The 16,382-nt window shown below is 69.3% G+C and carries 15 protein-coding genes and 1 riboswitch; of the genes, 11 read left to right on the top strand and 4 right to left on the bottom strand.

What is annotated here, in order from left to right:
- Positions 1-45 precede the first annotated feature (45 nt).
- Positions 46-642 carry a hypothetical protein gene (locus ACK8HH_RS06080; protein WP_346075774.1) on the top strand — a complete coding sequence of 199 codons (597 nt, stop codon included), beginning with the start codon at positions 46-48 and terminating at the stop codon, positions 640-642.
- Between the two features lie 12 nt (positions 643-654).
- Here the strand turns inward: ACK8HH_RS06080 and ACK8HH_RS06075 are convergent, their stop codons facing one another.
- Positions 655-1,449 (bottom strand): biotin--[acetyl-CoA-carboxylase] ligase, encoded by a 795-nt coding sequence (locus ACK8HH_RS06075; protein ID WP_375002311.1) that lies wholly within the window; start codon positions 1,447-1,449, stop codon positions 655-657.
- Positions 1,450-1,583: 134 nt separating this feature from the next.
- On the opposite strand from ACK8HH_RS06075, the gene ACK8HH_RS06070 reads away from it, so the two are divergent.
- The 3 genes from ACK8HH_RS06070 to ACK8HH_RS06060 are packed head-to-tail and all read left to right on the top strand — an operon-like array spanning position 1,584 to position 4,152.
- A complete protein-coding gene (locus ACK8HH_RS06070) occupies positions 1,584-3,209 on the top strand; it encodes an acyl-CoA carboxylase subunit beta (RefSeq protein WP_062367543.1) in 1,626 nt (541 codons plus the stop codon).
- A 29-nt stretch (positions 3,210-3,238) separates the two neighbouring features.
- The gene (locus tag ACK8HH_RS06065; RefSeq protein ID WP_006896479.1) at positions 3,239-3,478 is read left to right on the top strand and encodes an acyl-CoA carboxylase subunit epsilon; all 240 of its coding nucleotides are present in this window, start codon (positions 3,239-3,241) and stop codon (positions 3,476-3,478) included.
- The gene (locus ACK8HH_RS06060) at positions 3,475-4,152 is read left to right on the top strand and encodes a Maf family protein (protein WP_062367542.1); all 678 of its coding nucleotides are present in this window, start codon (positions 3,475-3,477) and stop codon (positions 4,150-4,152) included. Before ACK8HH_RS06065 ends, ACK8HH_RS06060 begins: the two co-directional genes overlap by 4 nt.
- Positions 4,153-4,156: 4 nt before the next feature.
- Here ACK8HH_RS06060 and ACK8HH_RS06055 read toward each other — a convergent pair whose 3' ends face one another.
- Positions 4,157-5,062 carry a neutral zinc metallopeptidase gene (locus ACK8HH_RS06055; RefSeq protein ID WP_045538601.1) on the bottom strand — a complete coding sequence of 302 codons (906 nt, stop codon included), beginning with the start codon at positions 5,060-5,062 and terminating at the stop codon, positions 4,157-4,159.
- A gap of 189 nt (positions 5,063-5,251) precedes the next feature.
- On the opposite strand from ACK8HH_RS06055, the gene ACK8HH_RS06050 reads away from it, so the two are divergent.
- From ACK8HH_RS06050 to ACK8HH_RS06030, 5 genes are all read left to right on the top strand, one after another.
- Entirely contained in the window at positions 5,252-6,145 is an 894-nt protein-coding gene (locus ACK8HH_RS06050) for a sulfurtransferase (protein WP_006896482.1), read from the top strand.
- A 16-nt stretch (positions 6,146-6,161) separates the two neighbouring features.
- The gene (locus ACK8HH_RS06045; protein WP_222111025.1) at positions 6,162-6,587 is read left to right on the top strand and encodes a SufE family protein; all 426 of its coding nucleotides are present in this window, start codon (positions 6,162-6,164) and stop codon (positions 6,585-6,587) included.
- A gap of 16 nt (positions 6,588-6,603) precedes the next feature.
- Entirely contained in the window at positions 6,604-8,007 is a 1,404-nt protein-coding gene (locus ACK8HH_RS06040) for a condensation domain-containing protein (RefSeq protein WP_412475626.1), read from the top strand.
- Positions 8,008-8,221: 214 nt separating this feature from the next.
- Positions 8,222-10,033 (top strand): acetyl/propionyl/methylcrotonyl-CoA carboxylase subunit alpha, encoded by a 1,812-nt coding sequence (locus tag ACK8HH_RS06035; protein WP_412475625.1) that lies wholly within the window; start codon positions 8,222-8,224, stop codon positions 10,031-10,033.
- A gap of 131 nt (positions 10,034-10,164) precedes the next feature.
- Positions 10,165-10,521 carry a hypothetical protein gene (locus ACK8HH_RS06030; protein WP_006896486.1) on the top strand — a complete coding sequence of 119 codons (357 nt, stop codon included), beginning with the start codon at positions 10,165-10,167 and terminating at the stop codon, positions 10,519-10,521.
- Positions 10,522-10,565: 44 nt separating this feature from the next.
- Here the strand turns inward: ACK8HH_RS06030 and ACK8HH_RS06025 are convergent, their stop codons facing one another.
- Positions 10,566-11,015 carry a hypothetical protein gene (locus tag ACK8HH_RS06025; protein WP_231650343.1) on the bottom strand — a complete coding sequence of 150 codons (450 nt, stop codon included), beginning with the start codon at positions 11,013-11,015 and terminating at the stop codon, positions 10,566-10,568.
- Between the two features lie 231 nt (positions 11,016-11,246).
- Positions 11,247-11,481: riboswitch (cobalamin riboswitch) on the top strand.
- A gap of 108 nt (positions 11,482-11,589) precedes the next feature.
- Between ACK8HH_RS06025 and metE the strand changes: the two genes are divergently transcribed.
- Together metE and ACK8HH_RS06015 are read left to right on the top strand one after the other, a co-directional pair.
- A complete protein-coding gene (metE, locus tag ACK8HH_RS06020; protein ID WP_412475624.1) occupies positions 11,590-13,941 on the top strand; it encodes a 5-methyltetrahydropteroyltriglutamate--homocysteine S-methyltransferase in 2,352 nt (783 codons plus the stop codon).
- Positions 13,942-14,086: 145 nt separating this feature from the next.
- Positions 14,087-15,739 carry an FMN-binding glutamate synthase family protein gene (locus ACK8HH_RS06015; RefSeq protein WP_412475623.1) on the top strand — a complete coding sequence of 551 codons (1,653 nt, stop codon included), beginning with the start codon at positions 14,087-14,089 and terminating at the stop codon, positions 15,737-15,739.
- A gap of 17 nt (positions 15,740-15,756) precedes the next feature.
- Here the strand turns inward: ACK8HH_RS06015 and ACK8HH_RS06010 are convergent, their stop codons facing one another.
- Positions 15,757-16,362: an NUDIX hydrolase gene (locus tag ACK8HH_RS06010; RefSeq protein WP_278126774.1), complete on the bottom strand. Its 606-nt coding sequence runs from the start codon at positions 16,360-16,362 to the stop codon at positions 15,757-15,759.
- Between the last annotated feature and the right edge of the window lie 20 nt (positions 16,363-16,382).

Raw genomic sequence — 16,382 nt, 5'->3', positions numbered from 1 at the left:
CCTCACGACCGCAGCGATACCGAGCAGCAACAACAGGCAAGGACCATGACGTACAACGATCCGCGCGACCCGAACCACCGTCCGCCTCAGCCGCCGGCGACGCGTGCCTACAGCCGGCCGAACGATTACAGGCAGTACACCGAGGCCGGCGACTACGGCCAGACCGGGTACGACGCCCAGTACAGTCAGGGGCCCGCCGCACCCCGCCGCCGCGGCCCGGACATCGACCCGCTGATGTTCTGCGGAGGCGTTCTGATGACCGGAGTGGTCACGGGGCTGGCCGCTTGGCTCGCCGCCTGGGTGATCCGCGCCGTCACCCAGAAGATCAACGAGTCGGGCCGGTTCGGCATCTGGAATCCGCTCGCACAGGACGAGGTGTGGTTCGCCGTCACCGGGTTCGTCGCCGCGATCGTCGCCGGCGCCCTGTGGTACCTGCTGCAGGTGGGTACGCCTGCGCCCAATCAGTTCTACCGATGGATCGTCGGGCTGCTGATCGCCGCCGCGGTGATCCTTCCGCTGCTGCTGTCGGAGCAGATCTCGTCCGGCATCGGCACCGCGGTGCTGCACCTGATCATCGGCTTGCCGGTGCTGACGCTGATCCCGACGATGGGCCGCGCCAGCAGCGACCGCAAACGCAGCTAGAGGTGTCCGGCGCTAGTCGGCGGGCCGCAGATGCGTGACGTCGCCCGCCGACGCCGTGACCGGACCGTCCGGACCGTCGACGATCACCCGCCCCTCGTCGTCGATGTCGGTGGCGATACCGACCACCTCGACGTCGCCGGGCAGGATCAGCCGGACCCGTGACCCCAGGGTGGCGCTGACGCTGCGATAGTTCTCGGCGAGGACTTCGATGCGGTCGGGCCAGTCCGCGAGCCGCTCGGACAACGCCCGCAGATACGCGGCCGCGACTCGGGTCTGGTCCACCGGCGCGTCGGCGAGGCCGCTGATCGAGGCCGCCGTGTCGGGCGCCGACCCGGCGGGCAGATCCAGGTTCAGTCCGGTGCCGATCACCGCCACGCCCCCGCCGTCGCCGGTGAGCCGGAACTCCGAAAGGATGCCCGACAGCTTGCCGCCACCGGGTGCGAGGACATCGTTGGGCCACTTGAGCTCGAGACCGGTTCCGGTGAGTGCGGAGACGGCGTCGTGGACGGCGAGGCCGGTGAGCAACGACAACCAGCCGAGGCTGCGAATCGCATCGGCGTCGACCGCGATGGCAGCCGAGACGGCGAGCTGTCCGGGCGGTGTCTCCCATACCCGCGCATGCCTGCCGCGGCCCGAGGTCTGCCGCGCGGCGATCAAAACAATGCCGTCGACGTCTTCCCCGGCATCGATTCGCGCAATCAGATCGGCATTGGTCGAGCCGGTCTCGGCGATCACCTCCACGGCGCGCCACCGCGTGTCCGACAGCTGTTCGGCGAGGATTTCCTGATCGGGCACGTCGTTGCTCATGTACGAGCACTTTACGGGCCCGCGAGTGAATACACTCACAGCAACGCTTCCGCAGTGATCTCGAATGTGAGGATATTCTCACATTCTCGGCGCGGTTGACCTCGCATAGGTGTCGGTCGTTAGCATCGGATCCCATGACGACTGCTTCACGCGACGACGGCGCTGCGCCGGACATCCACACCACGGCGGGCAAGCTCGCCGATCTGCGCAACCGCCTCGCCGAGGCCGAGTTCCCGGTCGGCGAAGCCGCTGCGGAGAAGGTTCACGCCAAGGGCAAACTCACCGCACGCGAGCGCATCACCCACCTCCTCGACGAGGGTTCGTTCGTCGAACTCGACGCGCTGGCGCGTCACCGGTCCACCAACTTCGGGCTCGCCGAGCGGCGCCCGATGGGCGACGGTGTCGTCACCGGCTACGGCACCGTCGACGGCCGCGAGGTGTGCGTGTTCAGCCAGGACGCCGCGGTCTTCGGCGGCAGCCTGGGCGAGGTGTACGGCGAGAAGATCGTCAAGGTCATGGACCTGGCGATCAAGACCGGCCGCCCCCTGATCGGCATCAACGAGGGTGCGGGCGCCCGCATCCAGGAGGGCGTGGTCTCCCTCGCCCTGTACGGCGAGATCTTCGGCCGCAACGTCCGCGCCTCCGGCGTCATCCCCCAGATCTCGCTGATCATGGGCCCGAACGCCGGTGGCCACGTGTACTCCCCCGCTCTCACCGACTTCGTGGTCATGGTCGACCAGACCAGCCAGATGTTCGTGACCGGTCCCGACGTCATCAAGACCGTCACCGGTGAGGACGTCACTCAGGAGGACCTGGGCGGCGCACACACGCACATGACCAAGTCGGGCGTCGCCCATTATGTCGGCCAGGACGAGGAAGACGCCCTCGACTACGTCAAGGAACTGCTGGGTTACCTGCCGAGCAACTGCCGCGCCGAGGCCCCGCGCCTGCCCGCACCGGAGCGCGTCGGCGCCATCGAGGACAATCTCACCGAGGACGATCTCGCGCTCGACACGATCATCCCCGACTCGCCCAACCAGCCGTACGACATGCACAACGTCATCCGGAACATCCTCGACGACGAGGAGTTCCTGGAGGTGCAGGCCGAGCGTGCGATGAACGTCATCGTCGGCTTCGGACGGGTGGACGGCCGCAGCGTCGGCATCGTCGCGAACCAGCCGACCCAGTTCGCCGGCTGTCTCGACATCGACGCCTCGGAGAAGGCGGCGCGCTTCGTGCGCACCTGCGACGCCTTCAACGTTCCGATCGTCACCCTGGTCGACGTCCCCGGCTTCCTGCCCGGCACCGAGCAGGAGTACAATGGCATCATCCGCCGCGGCGCCAAGTTGCTCTACGCCTACGGCGAGGCGACGGTCGGCAAGATCACCGTCATCACCCGCAAGGCCTACGGCGGCGCGTACGACGTCATGGGCTCCAAGCACATGGGCGCCGACGTGAACCTGGCCTGGCCGACCGCTCAGATCGCGGTCATGGGCGCCTCGGGCGCGGTCGGCTTCGTCTACCGCAACCGCCTCAAGGAGGCGCAGGCGAACGGCGAGGACGTCGACGCACTGCGCCTGGAACTGCAGCAGGAGTACGAGGACACCCTGGTGAACCCGTACGTCGCGGCTGAGCGCGGCTATGTCGACGCGGTGATCCCGCCGAGCCACACCCGGGGCCAGATCGCGAATGCCCTGAAGCTGCTGGAGCGCAAGATGGTGCAGCTGCCGCCGAAGAAGCACGGCAACATCCCGCTGTAGTCCGCTCCCCGATCCAGAAAGGCGACGACATGAGTGACGACGTCACCTCGGCGGGCAGCCAAGAGCAGCCCGCCCGCCCGTTCCTGACCATCGTCGACGGCAAGCCCACCGACGCGGAACTGGCCGCCCTGGTCGGTGTCTTCGCCGCGGCGAGCGGCGGCACCGCCGACACCGGACCGCAGATCCGGAACGACTGGGGCCGCCCCGTCGACATGTTCCGGGTGAACTGGGGCCAGCCCGGCAGCTTCACCAACCGCGGCGGCTGGTGAGCCCCGCACACCGTTCCACCGCGACGACCGTCGTCCTCGGTTCGGCCTCGCCCGCACGCCTGCGCGTGCTGCGAGACGCCGGACTGCGGCCGGCGGTCGTCGTGTCAGACGTGGACGAGGACGCCCTGCTCGACGAGCTGGCGGGCGCCCCGCCCGCGCAGATCGTCACCCGGCTGGCCGAGGCGAAGGCCGACGCGGTGGTCGCCGCCGTCCTCGGTGACGGCGCACCGCAGGCGGCGGGTGCGGCGACCGACGGCGTGGTCGTGACCTGCGATTCGATGCTGCTCACCGGCGGGTCGCTCGCGGGCAAACCGCACACCGCGGCGGCCGCCGCCGAGCGGTGGAGACGGATGCGCGGGACCACCGGTCATCTCATCACCGGACACTGCGTGCGGCGCCTGCGTGACGGCGAGGCCGTCGCGTCCGCCAGTCACAGTCAGTCGACGGCGATCTTCTTCTCCGACGTCTCCGACGAGCTCATCGAACGCTACGCGGCGACCGGCGAGCCGCTCGAGGTCGCGGGCGCGTTCACCCTCGACGGGATCGGCGGCTGGCTGATCGACGGCATCGACGGCGACCCGTCGTCGGTGATCGGCATCAGCCTGCCGCTGGTCCGGCGCCTGCTGACGCAGGTCGGCGTCGACGTCGCCGACCTGTGGTCCGCCGAGCGCTGAGACCTCACTGCCGGAGTACGGCGGGCCAGTACGCCTTGAGGCAGTCGCCGGGCTGTCCCTGCCGTCTGAGGTTGTCGGTGAATCCGCGCCAGAGGGCCCGTGCCCGCGCGACGGAGGTTCCGTGGCCCTGCCCGGGCGCGGCGTCGCCGACACTGACGATCAGCGCTGCGGCCTGCAGCATCGACGTGAACGACAGGTCTTTGCGCTCGAAGACGGTGGCCGCCCAGTTGCCCGCGAAACAGTCGGCGATCAACTCGCGGTCGTCTCCGGGCGGCCCGGCCGCGTCGCCCATGCCGTACGCCTTCGCGAGGCGGTACACGACGTTGTGGCCGTATTCGTGGGCCATGATGGTGGCCGCGGTGAAGTCACCGAGCATGATGCCGGACGAGCCCATGAGCTTGCCGTTCCAGATGTCGGCGAAGGTCTGCACGGGCAGGATCACCGACCCCTGCCTGTCGGTGCCGCCGCCGTCCGGCCGGCGGTCGAGCGGGCAGAAGAAGGCGTTCGGGAAATCGCTCGGGATTCCGTCGGGCAGTTCACCCGAGTCCAGGCACGCGCTGTGGAAGGCATCGCCCGGGGCGATCAGCACCCGGCCCGCCGTCGACCCCTCGATCGCCAACTGGGCGAACCAGTCCTGCCACACCGAGTCCAAGTCGTCGAGCACCGCCGACATGTACGCCGGGACCGCGGTCGACTGATTCGACTCGTCGACCCCGGAGGCCGCCAGCCGCTCAGCCGAGACGGCGGCCAGTTCCGGACACCGAGCGGCCGAACAGTGCGCGGGTGGCGTGGGCGCCGCGCGATGCGCCGTTCCGTCCACCCCGCATGCGCTCATCGTCAGCGCGGCCACGACCGCCAGGGCCGTACCCACCACTGTCCGGAGCCCGCGCCCCGATCCCCTTCTCGGCATGACGGGAACGCTAACACCGTCGCCCCCGGCGACGTGCCCGACGTCATTCGGACGATTGCGCAGGCCGGACCGCGGATCGGAACGAACTTGAGACCGGTCCGGCGAAACGCCTCGGCGCGGCCGTCCGTATGCTTGTATCCGCGGCCGGTTCCGGTCGCCTCCGACATCAGCAGAGGCGGGAGACCCTCAGTGACTGTGGAATTCGATCCGAATCCGGCTTTCTCCGCATACGCACATCCGGAGCGCTTGGTGACGACCGAGTGGTTGTCCGCGCACCTCGGCGCGCCCGGATTGAAGATCATCGAGTCGGACGAGGACGTGCTCCTCTACGACATCGGCCACATTCCCACCGCCCAGAAGGTGGACTGGCACCTTCACCTCAACGATCCGGTCACCCGCGACTACATCAACGGCGAGCAGTTCGCGAAGCTGATGAGCGAGAAGGGGATATCCCGCGACGACACGGTCGTGATCTACGGAGACAAGAGCAACTGGTGGGCCGCGTACGCCCTCTGGGTCTTCACGCTCTTCGGCCATGAGGACGTCCGGCTCCTCGACGGCGGCCGCGACGCGTGGATGGACGAACAGCGCGAGACCTCCTTCGACGTCCCGGTCTACCGCCCGACCGACTATCCGGTCGTGGAGCGCGACGACTCCAAGATCCGCGCCTTCGCCGAGGACGTGCTGTCCGAGATCGGTTCGACTCCGCTGATCGACGTGCGCTCGCCGCAGGAGTACACGGGCGAACGCACGCACATGCCCGATTACCCGCAGGAGGGTGCGCTGCGCGGCGGTCACATCCCCACCGCCGTCTCGATCCCGTGGGCCAAGGCCGCCGCCCCCGACAGCCGGTTCCGCAGCCGGGCCGAATTGGAAGACGTGTACGCCGGTCTCGACCCGGCCACCCCGACCATCGCGTACTGCCGGATCGGCGAGCGGTCGAGCCACACCTGGTTCGTGCTGACCCATCTTCTCGGCTTCGAGAACGTCCGCAACTACGACGGCTCCTGGACCGAATGGGGCAACCGCGTCCGGGTTCCGATCGCCGTCGGCGACGAGCCGGGCACGGGCGTCGCCGACTGACGCCGGAAACAGTTCCATGACGCTGCCCGCCCCTCTCGCCGAGATCGTCTCGGATTTCGCCGATCTGGCGGATTCGGACAAGGTCACTCTGCTGCTCGAGTTCTCCCGCGAGCTCCCCGAGCTGCCCGAGTCGCTGAAGCCCGAGTCGATGGAGCCGGTTCCCGAGTGCCAGTCGCCGATCTTCCTGTCCGTGGACGCCTCGGACGCCGGGGCCGTGCGCCTGTACTTCAGCGCTCCGCCCGAGGCACCCACCACCCGGGGTTTCGCCTCCATCCTGCACGAGGGGCTCGACGGCGCCAGTGCTTCGGAGATCACCGCGGTGCCCGACGACTTCTTCCACGAGCTGGGTCTGTCGTCGGTGATCAGTCCGCTGCGTCTCAACGGGATGGCGGGCATGCTGACGCGGATCAAGCGTCAGGTGCGCGAGCAGACTTCCCGCTGAACGCCGTCGCAGCGCAATGGACTTTCTGCAGATCGTCGACGCCCCGATTCAGCCCGGCGGCCTGGTCGAGTGGATTCCGGCTGTACCGGGCGGTCTGGGCAGCTGGAGCCGAGACGTACGCGAGACCTCGCACAACCACGAGGAGCATCTGCGGTCGGCGTTCGAGTACCGGGCGCTGACGCATCGCGAGGGCGGCCGCGAATCGTGGCTCGGGCTCGCGATCGAGTTCGACGAACCGATGTCGGTGCCCTCGGTCCGCTCCGCGCTGGTGGCGTACATCAATCGCCACGAGGTGCTGCGGACGCACGTGGTGCTCAAGGCCGACCGCGACGCCCGCTACCGCACGGAGCGCTACACCACCGAGCCCGACACCGTCCGGGTCAAGATGGCACGCATCGGCTGGTACACCGAGACGCCGTTGCTCCTCGAGCAGATCGCGGGATCGTTCGACCGCGCGACCGCCCCTCTGCACTGGCCGGCGTACCGGTTCGCGACCGTGGCGCGACCGGACAGTTTCACCCTGTTCTTCGCCGCCGACCACTCGCTGGTGGACGGCTACTCCCTGGTCAATGCGCATCACGAGTTGTCGGAGCTGTACCGGGCGGCCCGCGAGGGTCGTCCACCGGCTCTCGAGCCCACGGGCAGCTACCTCGACTTCAGCGACGCCCAGCGCCGCGCCGCCGACGTCGCCGACCCCGAGCACCGCGCAGTGCGCACATGGGCCGAGTTCGTCGCCCGGTTCGGCGGCCGACTGCCACCGAACCCCCTGCTGACCCCCGGTCGGGCGGGGCCCGCCGAGGAGGGCACCGGGCCGGTCCAGCTCGCGCGCACCCGGTTGCTCCTCGACGACGCAGGCGCAACGCGCTTCGAGGCCTTCTGCGCCGCCTCGGGCGCGTCCCCGGTGGGCGGGATCCTGGGAGCGATGGCGGTGGCCTTCCGCGAGACCAGCGGCGCCGACGACTTCGCCGTGATCATGCCCCGGCATACACGGACCGACCGCTCGTGGCTGCACTCGCTGGGCTGGTTCGTCGGTCTGGCGCCCCTGGTGATCGACGTCTCCGACGATCCCACGCCCGCCGAGGCGTCGCGGCGGAGCACCGCGGAACTGAGCGCTTCGCGGCACGGAAGCGAGCTTCCGTTCCTTCGTGTGGCGGATCTCATCGGCGTCACCGGCTCGCCGCATACGGTGGTCTCGTACATGGACACGCGCGGGGCACCGCGTGCCCAGGCCGCCGACGACGGTGCCGCACGGGTCCTGCGCAGCCATTCTTATGCCGACGACGAGGTCTACGTGTGGGTCAACCGGACGCCCGGCGGCCTGCGGATGCACGCTCGCTATCCCGCCGAAACCGCAGGTGATGTTCCCGTCTTCCTCGACCGTTTCGCGGACCTACTCGCGCGTACAGCCGAAGCCGGGTAGACAATTTTCTTGACCTGCGTGAGATGCGTCGTACCGAGCAATTGATCGGTGCGTTAATCTGAGTCGCGGAAATCACGTTGCCCGTCTGATGCGAGCCACGTGTAGGACGCCACGAGCGGGAGAATCCCGCGCGAGACGCAGCCCGTCGACCCCGGATGGTGAGAGCCGTCCCCGACAACGGCACCGCCTGACCGGTGGTGCCACAGGAGTGCCAGTGACCAGTTCCGCTGAGATCAGTCAGACGACCATCAAGAAGGTCCTCATCGCCAACCGCGGTGAGATCGCCGTTCGCGTGATTCGCGCCGCGAAGGACGCAGGCATCGCCAGTGTCGCCGTGTACGCCGAACCGGACGCCGACGCACTGTTCGTGCAGCTGGCGGACGAGGCGTTCGCACTCGGCGGCCAGACGTCGGCCGAGTCGTACCTGGTGTTCGACAAGGTCCTCGACGCCGCCGCCAAGTCCGGCGCTGACGCAGTCCACCCCGGATACGGCTTCCTCTCGGAGAACGCGGACTTCGCACAGGCCGTGATCGACGCCGGTCTCACCTGGATCGGCCCGCCCCCGTCGGCCATCCGTGACCTCGGCGACAAGGTGACCGCACGCCACATCGCCGAGCGCGCGAAGGCGCCGATGGCCGCCGGCACCAAGGATCCCGTCGCCGGCGCCGACGAGGTCGTCGAGTTCGCCAAGCAGTACGGCGTCCCGGTCGCGATCAAGGCCGCCTTCGGCGGCGGCGGCCGCGGCATGAAGGTCGCGCACACCGTCGAGGAGATCCCCGAGCTGTTCGAGTCGGCCACCCGCGAGGCCGTCGCGGCATTCGGTCGCGGCGAGTGCTTCGTGGAGCAGTACCTCGACAAGGCGCGACACGTCGAGGCCCAGGTCATCGCCGACCAGCACGGCAACGTCGTCGTCGCCGGAACCCGTGACTGCTCGCTGCAGCGCCGGTTCCAGAAGCTGGTGGAGGAGGCCCCCGCTCCCTTCCTGACCGACGAGCAGCGGGCGCGCATCCACTCCTCCGCGAAGGCCATCTGCCGCGAGGCCGGCTACTACGGCGCGGGCACCGTGGAGTACCTGGTCCAGGGTGACACCGTCTCGTTCCTCGAGGTCAACACCCGACTCCAGGTGGAGCACCCGGTCACCGAGGAGACCTCGGGCATCGATCTGGTGCGCCAGCAGTTCCGCATCGCCGAGGGCAAGGCCCTGGAGATCACCGAGGATCCGACCCCGCGTGGTCACTCCTTCGAGTTCCGGATCAACGGTGAGGACGCCGGGCGAGGCTTCCTGCCCGCGCCCGGCCCGATCACCGTCTACCGCGAGCCCTCCGGCCCCGGCGTCCGCGTCGACTCGGGCGTCCGCCAGGGCGACGTCATCGGCGGTCAGTTCGACTCGATGCTGGCCAAGCTGATCGTCACCGGCGAGAACCGGACCCAGGCACTCGAGCGCGCCCGCCGCGCACTGGCCGAGTTCGAGGTCGACGGCCTCGCCACCGTGATCCCGTTCCACCGCCACATCGTGTCGAACCCCGCCTTCATCGGCAGCACCGACGAGAACGGCGTCGAGGGCTTCGAGGTCTACACCAAGTGGATCGAGACCGATTGGGACAACCCGATCAAGTCCTTCACCGGCGGTGAGCCGCTCGACGACGAGGACGACACCCAGCGCCAGAAGGTCATCGTCGAGGTCGACGGCCGCCGCGTCGAGGTCTCGCTGCCCGGCGATCTCAACCTGGGCGGCGGTGGCGGCACCAACGGCGCCATCCGCCGCAAGCCGAAGTCGCGCACGCGCAAGAAGGGCGGCGGCGCCGCTGCCTCCGGCGACGCCGTGACCGCGCCGATGCAGGGCACCGTCGTCAAGGTGGCCGTCGGTGAGGGCGACGAGGTCGCCGAGGGCGACCTGGTCGTGGTCCTGGAGGCCATGAAGATGGAGAACCCGGTCACTGCGCACAAGGCCGGCACCATCACCAGCCTGTCCGCCGAGGCCGGTGCCGCGGTCACCCAGGGCACGGTGCTGCTCGAGATCAAGTAGAACCGGATACACCTCCGGCTGTGCCGTTCCGCCTGACCGATGTCGAGTCAGGAGGAACGGCACAGCCCGTTTTCGGAGCCGTGCACGCGCCCGGATCCGGCCGATTCGTGAGCGAACGAGAAGGACCCGTCATGGAAGCTGTCGAGATCAACGCCGGTGCGTGGTATCTGCGCGCCCTGCGGCACGACGAGCGGTTGTCCGATGTGCCCGCGCTCGAGCTCCTCGGCGTCGGCGATCCGGTCGAGTACATCCGAGCCGCCGACGCCGCGTGGGCCGACGAGTCGCGGCTCACGTGGGCGGTGTGCGTTCCCACCACCGGAGAACTCGCGGCGCTGATCGGCGTCGACGCCGCGGGGTCGGTGGCCGGCCTCGCCCGCGACGGCTACGACGCCGCGCTCGCGGCCGCGGTCGATCCCGCCACCCGTTGCGCGAGCGCACTGCTCGACGTCGAAGCGGCGGCTCTGCGCTCCGGACTGCCGGGCCGCTGACCCGGACGCCGCGCATCCAGGTCGCCGCGCATTCAGGCCGGCGCTCAGAGGGGCGAGTCGGCGGGGTTCCCGAGATCGGTGCAGTCGACCAGCACCATGTCGTCGCGGTGCGCGACGAGATACCGCACGGCAGGCAGTCCCGCCCCCAGCTCCGCGATGGCCTCGCGAACGCGTTCGGCTCCCAGGTAGAAGGGTTGGGCGGGACGGCCGCCGAACGCCGCGCGGCACAGACTCGTCGGGCAGTCGGCGGCGGCCTCGATGACGCGTGCGACGGCGATCGAACCGGCATCCGGGCTGTCGAGGGTCTGGATCACCGCCCCCGCCAGACTCGGATGCTGATCGACGAACTTCAGCGCCGCACTCGAGCAGGCGTCGAGACTGTCGTACCACTCGGGGAGATAGAGCGTCGTCGACGAGGTGTCGGGCGCCGGAACCACGCGGGCGCCGAGCGCCACATAGATGTCCTTGCAGCCGCCGGCGCCCAGACTTGACACGCAGGCCATCAGTCGCTGTTCTGTCGGAACATCGCCGTCACCTGCGGGATTCCGCTCGTCTCCACGGGCTACGAGGATGATCCCAGCGACCGGATGAGCCGGTCCGCCGGAGTTAAAATCACCGCCGGATCCCATGCTGCCCAATGATACCCGGTCCTTTACCATCGATAACTGCAACTGGTTCGCCCGGCCGGGATCACTATGGAGCCCCTGCTTCCCGCCGGGCGTCGACGCGAGTTCGCTGCCGACGGCAGCGACCGCCCGCGAAGAGGGAATCCGGTGAGACTCCGGAGCTGACCCGCAGCGGTATGTCGGAACGACCGCCGTCACACGCACTGGGACCGCCCCGCCCGAGCCACGGCTCACCGGCGGCGGCGCCTGGGAAGCGACGGCCAGTAGAAGCGGGCTCCATTCCTGGCCCGCGCGCCGACGAGCCCGAAGACCTGCCGGATGTATCGAGCGCATCCGCGCCCGATGGCTGTCCGCCTCGAGGAAACGGGCGACTGACGAACTGCGGTTCGCAGCGCCCGGTATGGCGACGGCTCGAACTACTCATGCAGGAGAAGAACACGTCATGTCCGATGACACGACTATCACCACCGACACCAGCACCACCCACTCTGCGGGCTTCACGGCCACCGTCCCCGGCGTCGCCCGGATCGGCGCCAACCGGGAGCTCAAGCGCGCGGTCGAAGCCTATTGGGCGGGCCGGATCGACGCCGCCGCGCTCACCCGGGTCGCAACGGGCATCCGCCGCGACAGCTGGAGCAGACTGATCGACGCCGGTTTCGACTCGGTGCCCGTCAACACGTTCTCGTACTACGACCAGGTGCTCGACACCGCTGTGATGCTCGGCGCGCTGCCACCGCGAGTGGCGGCGATCGACGATCCGCTGGACCGCTACTTCGCCGCCGCCCGCGGCACCGCCGGCGGCCCGGGCCCCGACATCGCACCGCTGGAGATGACCAAGTGGTTCGACACCAACTACCACTACCTGGTTCCGGAGATCGGTCCGGACACCGAGTTCACCCTCGACCCGGGCACAGTCCTCGATGAGATCGCTCAGGCGCAGGCTCAGGGCGTGCCCGCCCGTCCCGTGGTGATCGGACCGATCACCTTCCTCGCGCTCGCCAAGGCGGTCGACGGCGGCCCGGCACCGCTGACCCGCATCGACGATCTCCTGCCGCTCTACACCGATCTCCTCGGCCGCCTGGCCCAGACCGGTGTCGACTGGGTCCAGATCGACGAACCCACGCTGGTGACCGATCAGGCCGACGGTCTCACCGACCTCGCCGAACGCGTCTACAGTGTGCTGTCGGCTGTCCGGACGCGCCCGCGGATCCTGGTGCAGACGTACTTCGGCGATGCGGGCGACCGTCTCGCGGCACTGGCGCGGACCGAGGTGGAGGGCGTCGGAGTGGACCTGGTGACCGGCTCTCCGGACACCGTCCGCGCCGCCGATCTGACCGGAAAACTGGTAGTCGCCGGCGTGGTGGACGGCCGCAACGTCTGGCGCACCGACCTCGACGCGGCGCTGGCCGCACTCGAGTCGCTGCGCGCGCACGCCGGTGCCCTCGCGGTCTCGACCTCGTGTTCCACACTGCACGTCCCGTACACCGTGCGCGACGAGTTCGAACTCGACCCGGTGCTGCACGGATGGCTGGCCTTCGCCGAAGAGAAGTTCGGCGAGGTGGCCGCGCTCGCTCGGGCCCTGGCGCACGGCCGGGACGACCAGGCGTGCCGGTTCGAGGCGGCGCGCGCGGCACTGGCGTCCCGGGCAGCGGACCCGCGCGTACACGTCGCCGCGGTCCGCGAACGCCTCGCCGGGCTCACTCCGGCCGACTGGACCCGCTCGCCCGCGCCCGACCGCCGTGAGGCGCAGGACGCCGCGCTCGGCCTGCCCGTCCTGCCGACCACGACCATCGGCTCGTACCCGCAGACGGTCGAGATCCGCAAGGCGCGCCTCGCGCTGCGGAATGGAACCATCGACTCGGCGGCCTACCGGTCCCGGATGGAGCAGGAGGTCGCCGCGGTGATCGCCCTGCAGGAGCAGGTGGGTCTGGACGTCCTCGTCCACGGGGAACCCGAGCGGAACGACATGGTCCAGTACTTCGCCGAACAACTCGACGGCTTCTTCGCGACGGCCGCCGGCTGGGTCCAGTCGTACGGGTCACGCTGCGTCCGGCCGCCGATCCTGTTCGGCGACGTCCGGCGGTCGTCGCCGATGACGGTCGGCTGGATCACCTACGCGCAGTCCCTGACCGAGAAGCCGGTCAAGGGCATGCTCACCGGCCCGGTGACGATCCTCGCGTGGTCGTTCGTCCGCGACGACCAGCCGCTCGCCGAGACCGCGCGTCAGGTGGCTCTCGCGATCCGGGACGAGACCACCGATCTCGAGCGCGCGGGGGTACCGATCATCCAGGTCGACGAACCGGCACTGCGCGAACTGCTGCCGCTGCGGACCGCCGACCGCGCGGCGTACCTCGACTGGGCGGTGACCGCCTTCCGTATCGCCACCGGCGGGGTCGGCGACGCCACCGCGATCCACACGCATCTGTGCTACTCGGAGTTCGGCGAGGTGATCGGTGCGATCGCCGCGCTCGACGCGGACGTCACCTCCATCGAGGCGGCGCGCTCCCATATGGAGGTCCTCGACGACCTCGACGCGGCCGGCTTCGCCGCCCAGGTGGGTCCGGGCGTCTACGACATCCATTCGCCACGCGTGCCGGCCGCCGATGAGATGGCCGCGTCGCTGCGTGAAGCGCTCGACGCGGTGCGCGCCGACCGGCTGTGGGTCAATCCCGACTGCGGGCTCAAGACCCGCCGCACCGACGAGGTCACCGCCGCGCTGCGGAACATGGTCGACGCCGCCCGCCGGGTCCGCGAGGAGATCGCCGCCGATCGGGCCACGGTGCCCGCCACCTGATCGCGACCGGATCCATCGGACACCGCTCACCGGTGACCGATGGATCCGGTGCGGCCCGTCCTGCCTCCGGTACCGCCGCGTCCGAACTACAGTGGGAGCCGCCCGATTCCCCGACCGGCGGTGCCCGCGACAAGAGGTGGAGACGATGCTCAGATGGTTGGCTGTTGCCGCGACGTGGGTTCTCGCCGCGGTGTCCTCGACACTCGTCCTGGTCTCCCCGTGGTGGCTATTCGTCACCGGCGTCCTCGCCTTCATCGCACTGGTCGGCACGTACGACCTGGTGCAGGCCCGCCACAGCATTCTGCGGAACTATCCGGTGCTCGGGCATTTCCGCTTCCTCATGGAGAGCATCCGGCCGGAGATCCAGCAGTACTTCATCGAACGCGACACCGACGGGACCCCGTTCGACCGGGAGACGCGCACCACGATCTACGAACGCGCCAAGGACGTCAAGGACGTCGACCCGTTCGGCACCCAGCGCGATCCGACGGTGATCGGATACGAGTACGTGCGGCACTCGATCGTCGCGCACTCCGCCACCGACGAGACCCCCACCGTGCGGATCGGCGGGCCGGCGTGCACTCAGCCGTACGACATGGCGATGTACAACGTGTCCGCGATGAGCTTCGGCGCGCTGTCGGCGAATGCGATCCTGGCACTCAACGGCGGTGCCGCCAAAGGCGGCTTCGCACACGACACCGGTGAGGGCGGGCTCAGCTCCTACCATCTGCGGCCCGGGGGCGATCTGATCTGGGAGATCGGCACGGGTTATTTCGGCTGCCGCACCCCCGACGGGCACTTCGACCCCGAGCAGTTCCGTGACAAGGCATCGAACCCGCAAGTCAAGTGCATTTCGATCAAGCTGTCCCAGGGGGCCAAACCCGGTCTCGGCGGAGTGATGCCCGGCCCCAAGGTGACGGCCGAGATCGCGCAGATGCGGGGTGTCCCCGCCGGGCGGTCCGTCGTCTCACCGCCCTCGCACAACGCTTTCCACACCCCCGTCGGGCTGTGCGAGTTCATCGGCCGTCTGCGCGACCTGTCGGGCGGCAAGCCGGTCGGCTTCAAACTGTGCGTCGGTTCGCGCAGTGAGCTCCTCGGCATCTGCAAGGCCATCCGCCAGACCGGGATCGCACCCGATTTCATCATCGTCGACGGGGCCGAGGGCGGCACCGGGGCCGCGCCGGTGGAATTCGAGGACAACGTCGGGACCCCGCTGACCGAAGGCCTGATGACGGTGCACAACGCGCTGGTCGGCACCGGTCTGCGCGACCAGATCCGGATCGGCGCGTCGGGCAAGATCACCAACGGCATCGACATCGTCAAGCGCGTGATCCAGGGCGCCGATTTCACCCTCGCGGCGAGGGCGATGATGATGGCCGTCGGATGCATTCAGGCGCAGCAGTGCCACACCAACAAGTGCCCGGTCGGCGTGGCCACCCAGGATCCGAAGCGAGCCCGCGCACTCGACGTGCCCGACAAGACCGAACGGGTCTACAACCTGCAGCGCCACGTCGTCGACAACGCCAAGCAGTTCGTCGCGTCGATGGGACTGACGAGCTTCGACGATCTCCACCCGTCGATGCTGATGCGGACGGTGGGGCCGAACAGATCGAAGTCGTACGCGGAGATCTACGAGTGGCTCGCGCCGGGCGAACTGCTGACCCGCCCGCCGGAGTCGTGGCGCGAGGACTGGGAGTACGCGAGTGCGGAGTCCTTCGTCCTCACGAGTGCGCACGAACCCGATCCGTCACACCGGCCGCCGAGCCACGGCAGCACCCAGCATCCGCTCGCGGTGTAGCCCCGCTCGCGGCGCTCTCAGCGCCAGGCGAACACCGGCTGTTCGAGATCGTGAACGCGGGTGTCCCGGCCCGCCAGCACCACCTCGGCGAACTGATACACGACCGCGGCCGTCGGCGCGTGGATCCGGGCGCCCGCGATGTTCAGCGCGACCAGGGTGCGCGGCGACTCCGGTATCCGACTGAACACCGCCGGCCGGCGCAATTCGTCGAAGGACACGAAGAAGAGCTTGTCCACCTCGGCCGGACTCGGATGGACGGGCGGGTCGTCGTCCACCCAGCACACCACCGGTGTCATCAGATAGCCCGACCGCGTCTCGTAGTCATCGAGAAGGCCGAGCACCGTCTCCTCACCGAGCTCGATCCCGATCTCCTCGTGCAGTTCGCGCAACGCGGCCCGGGTCGGCGTCTCGCCGGGATCGAGGCGTCCGCCCGGGAGCGCGAACTGATTGGAGTGGTTGCGCAGGGACGACGGCCGCCGGGCGATCCAGATCCCGTACTCCCCGCCGTGACGGACGACGGTGATGGCGACCGCCGAGTGCCGGAGCCTGCCCGCCGGGTCGTCGATGGTCCGGCGGGCCCAGCTCCCGATCCGCTCCCGTGCCAGTTGCCGCGTGATCTCCATGCCTTCATCTCTACCCGGTG

Source organism: Gordonia sp. LUNF6, assembly GCF_047041125.1.
GTDB classification, from domain to species: domain Bacteria; phylum Actinomycetota; class Actinomycetes; order Mycobacteriales; family Mycobacteriaceae; genus Gordonia; species Gordonia sihwensis.
Note: the sequence above shows the minus strand (reverse complement) of the source record. Positions and strands in the feature narration are given on the sequence as shown.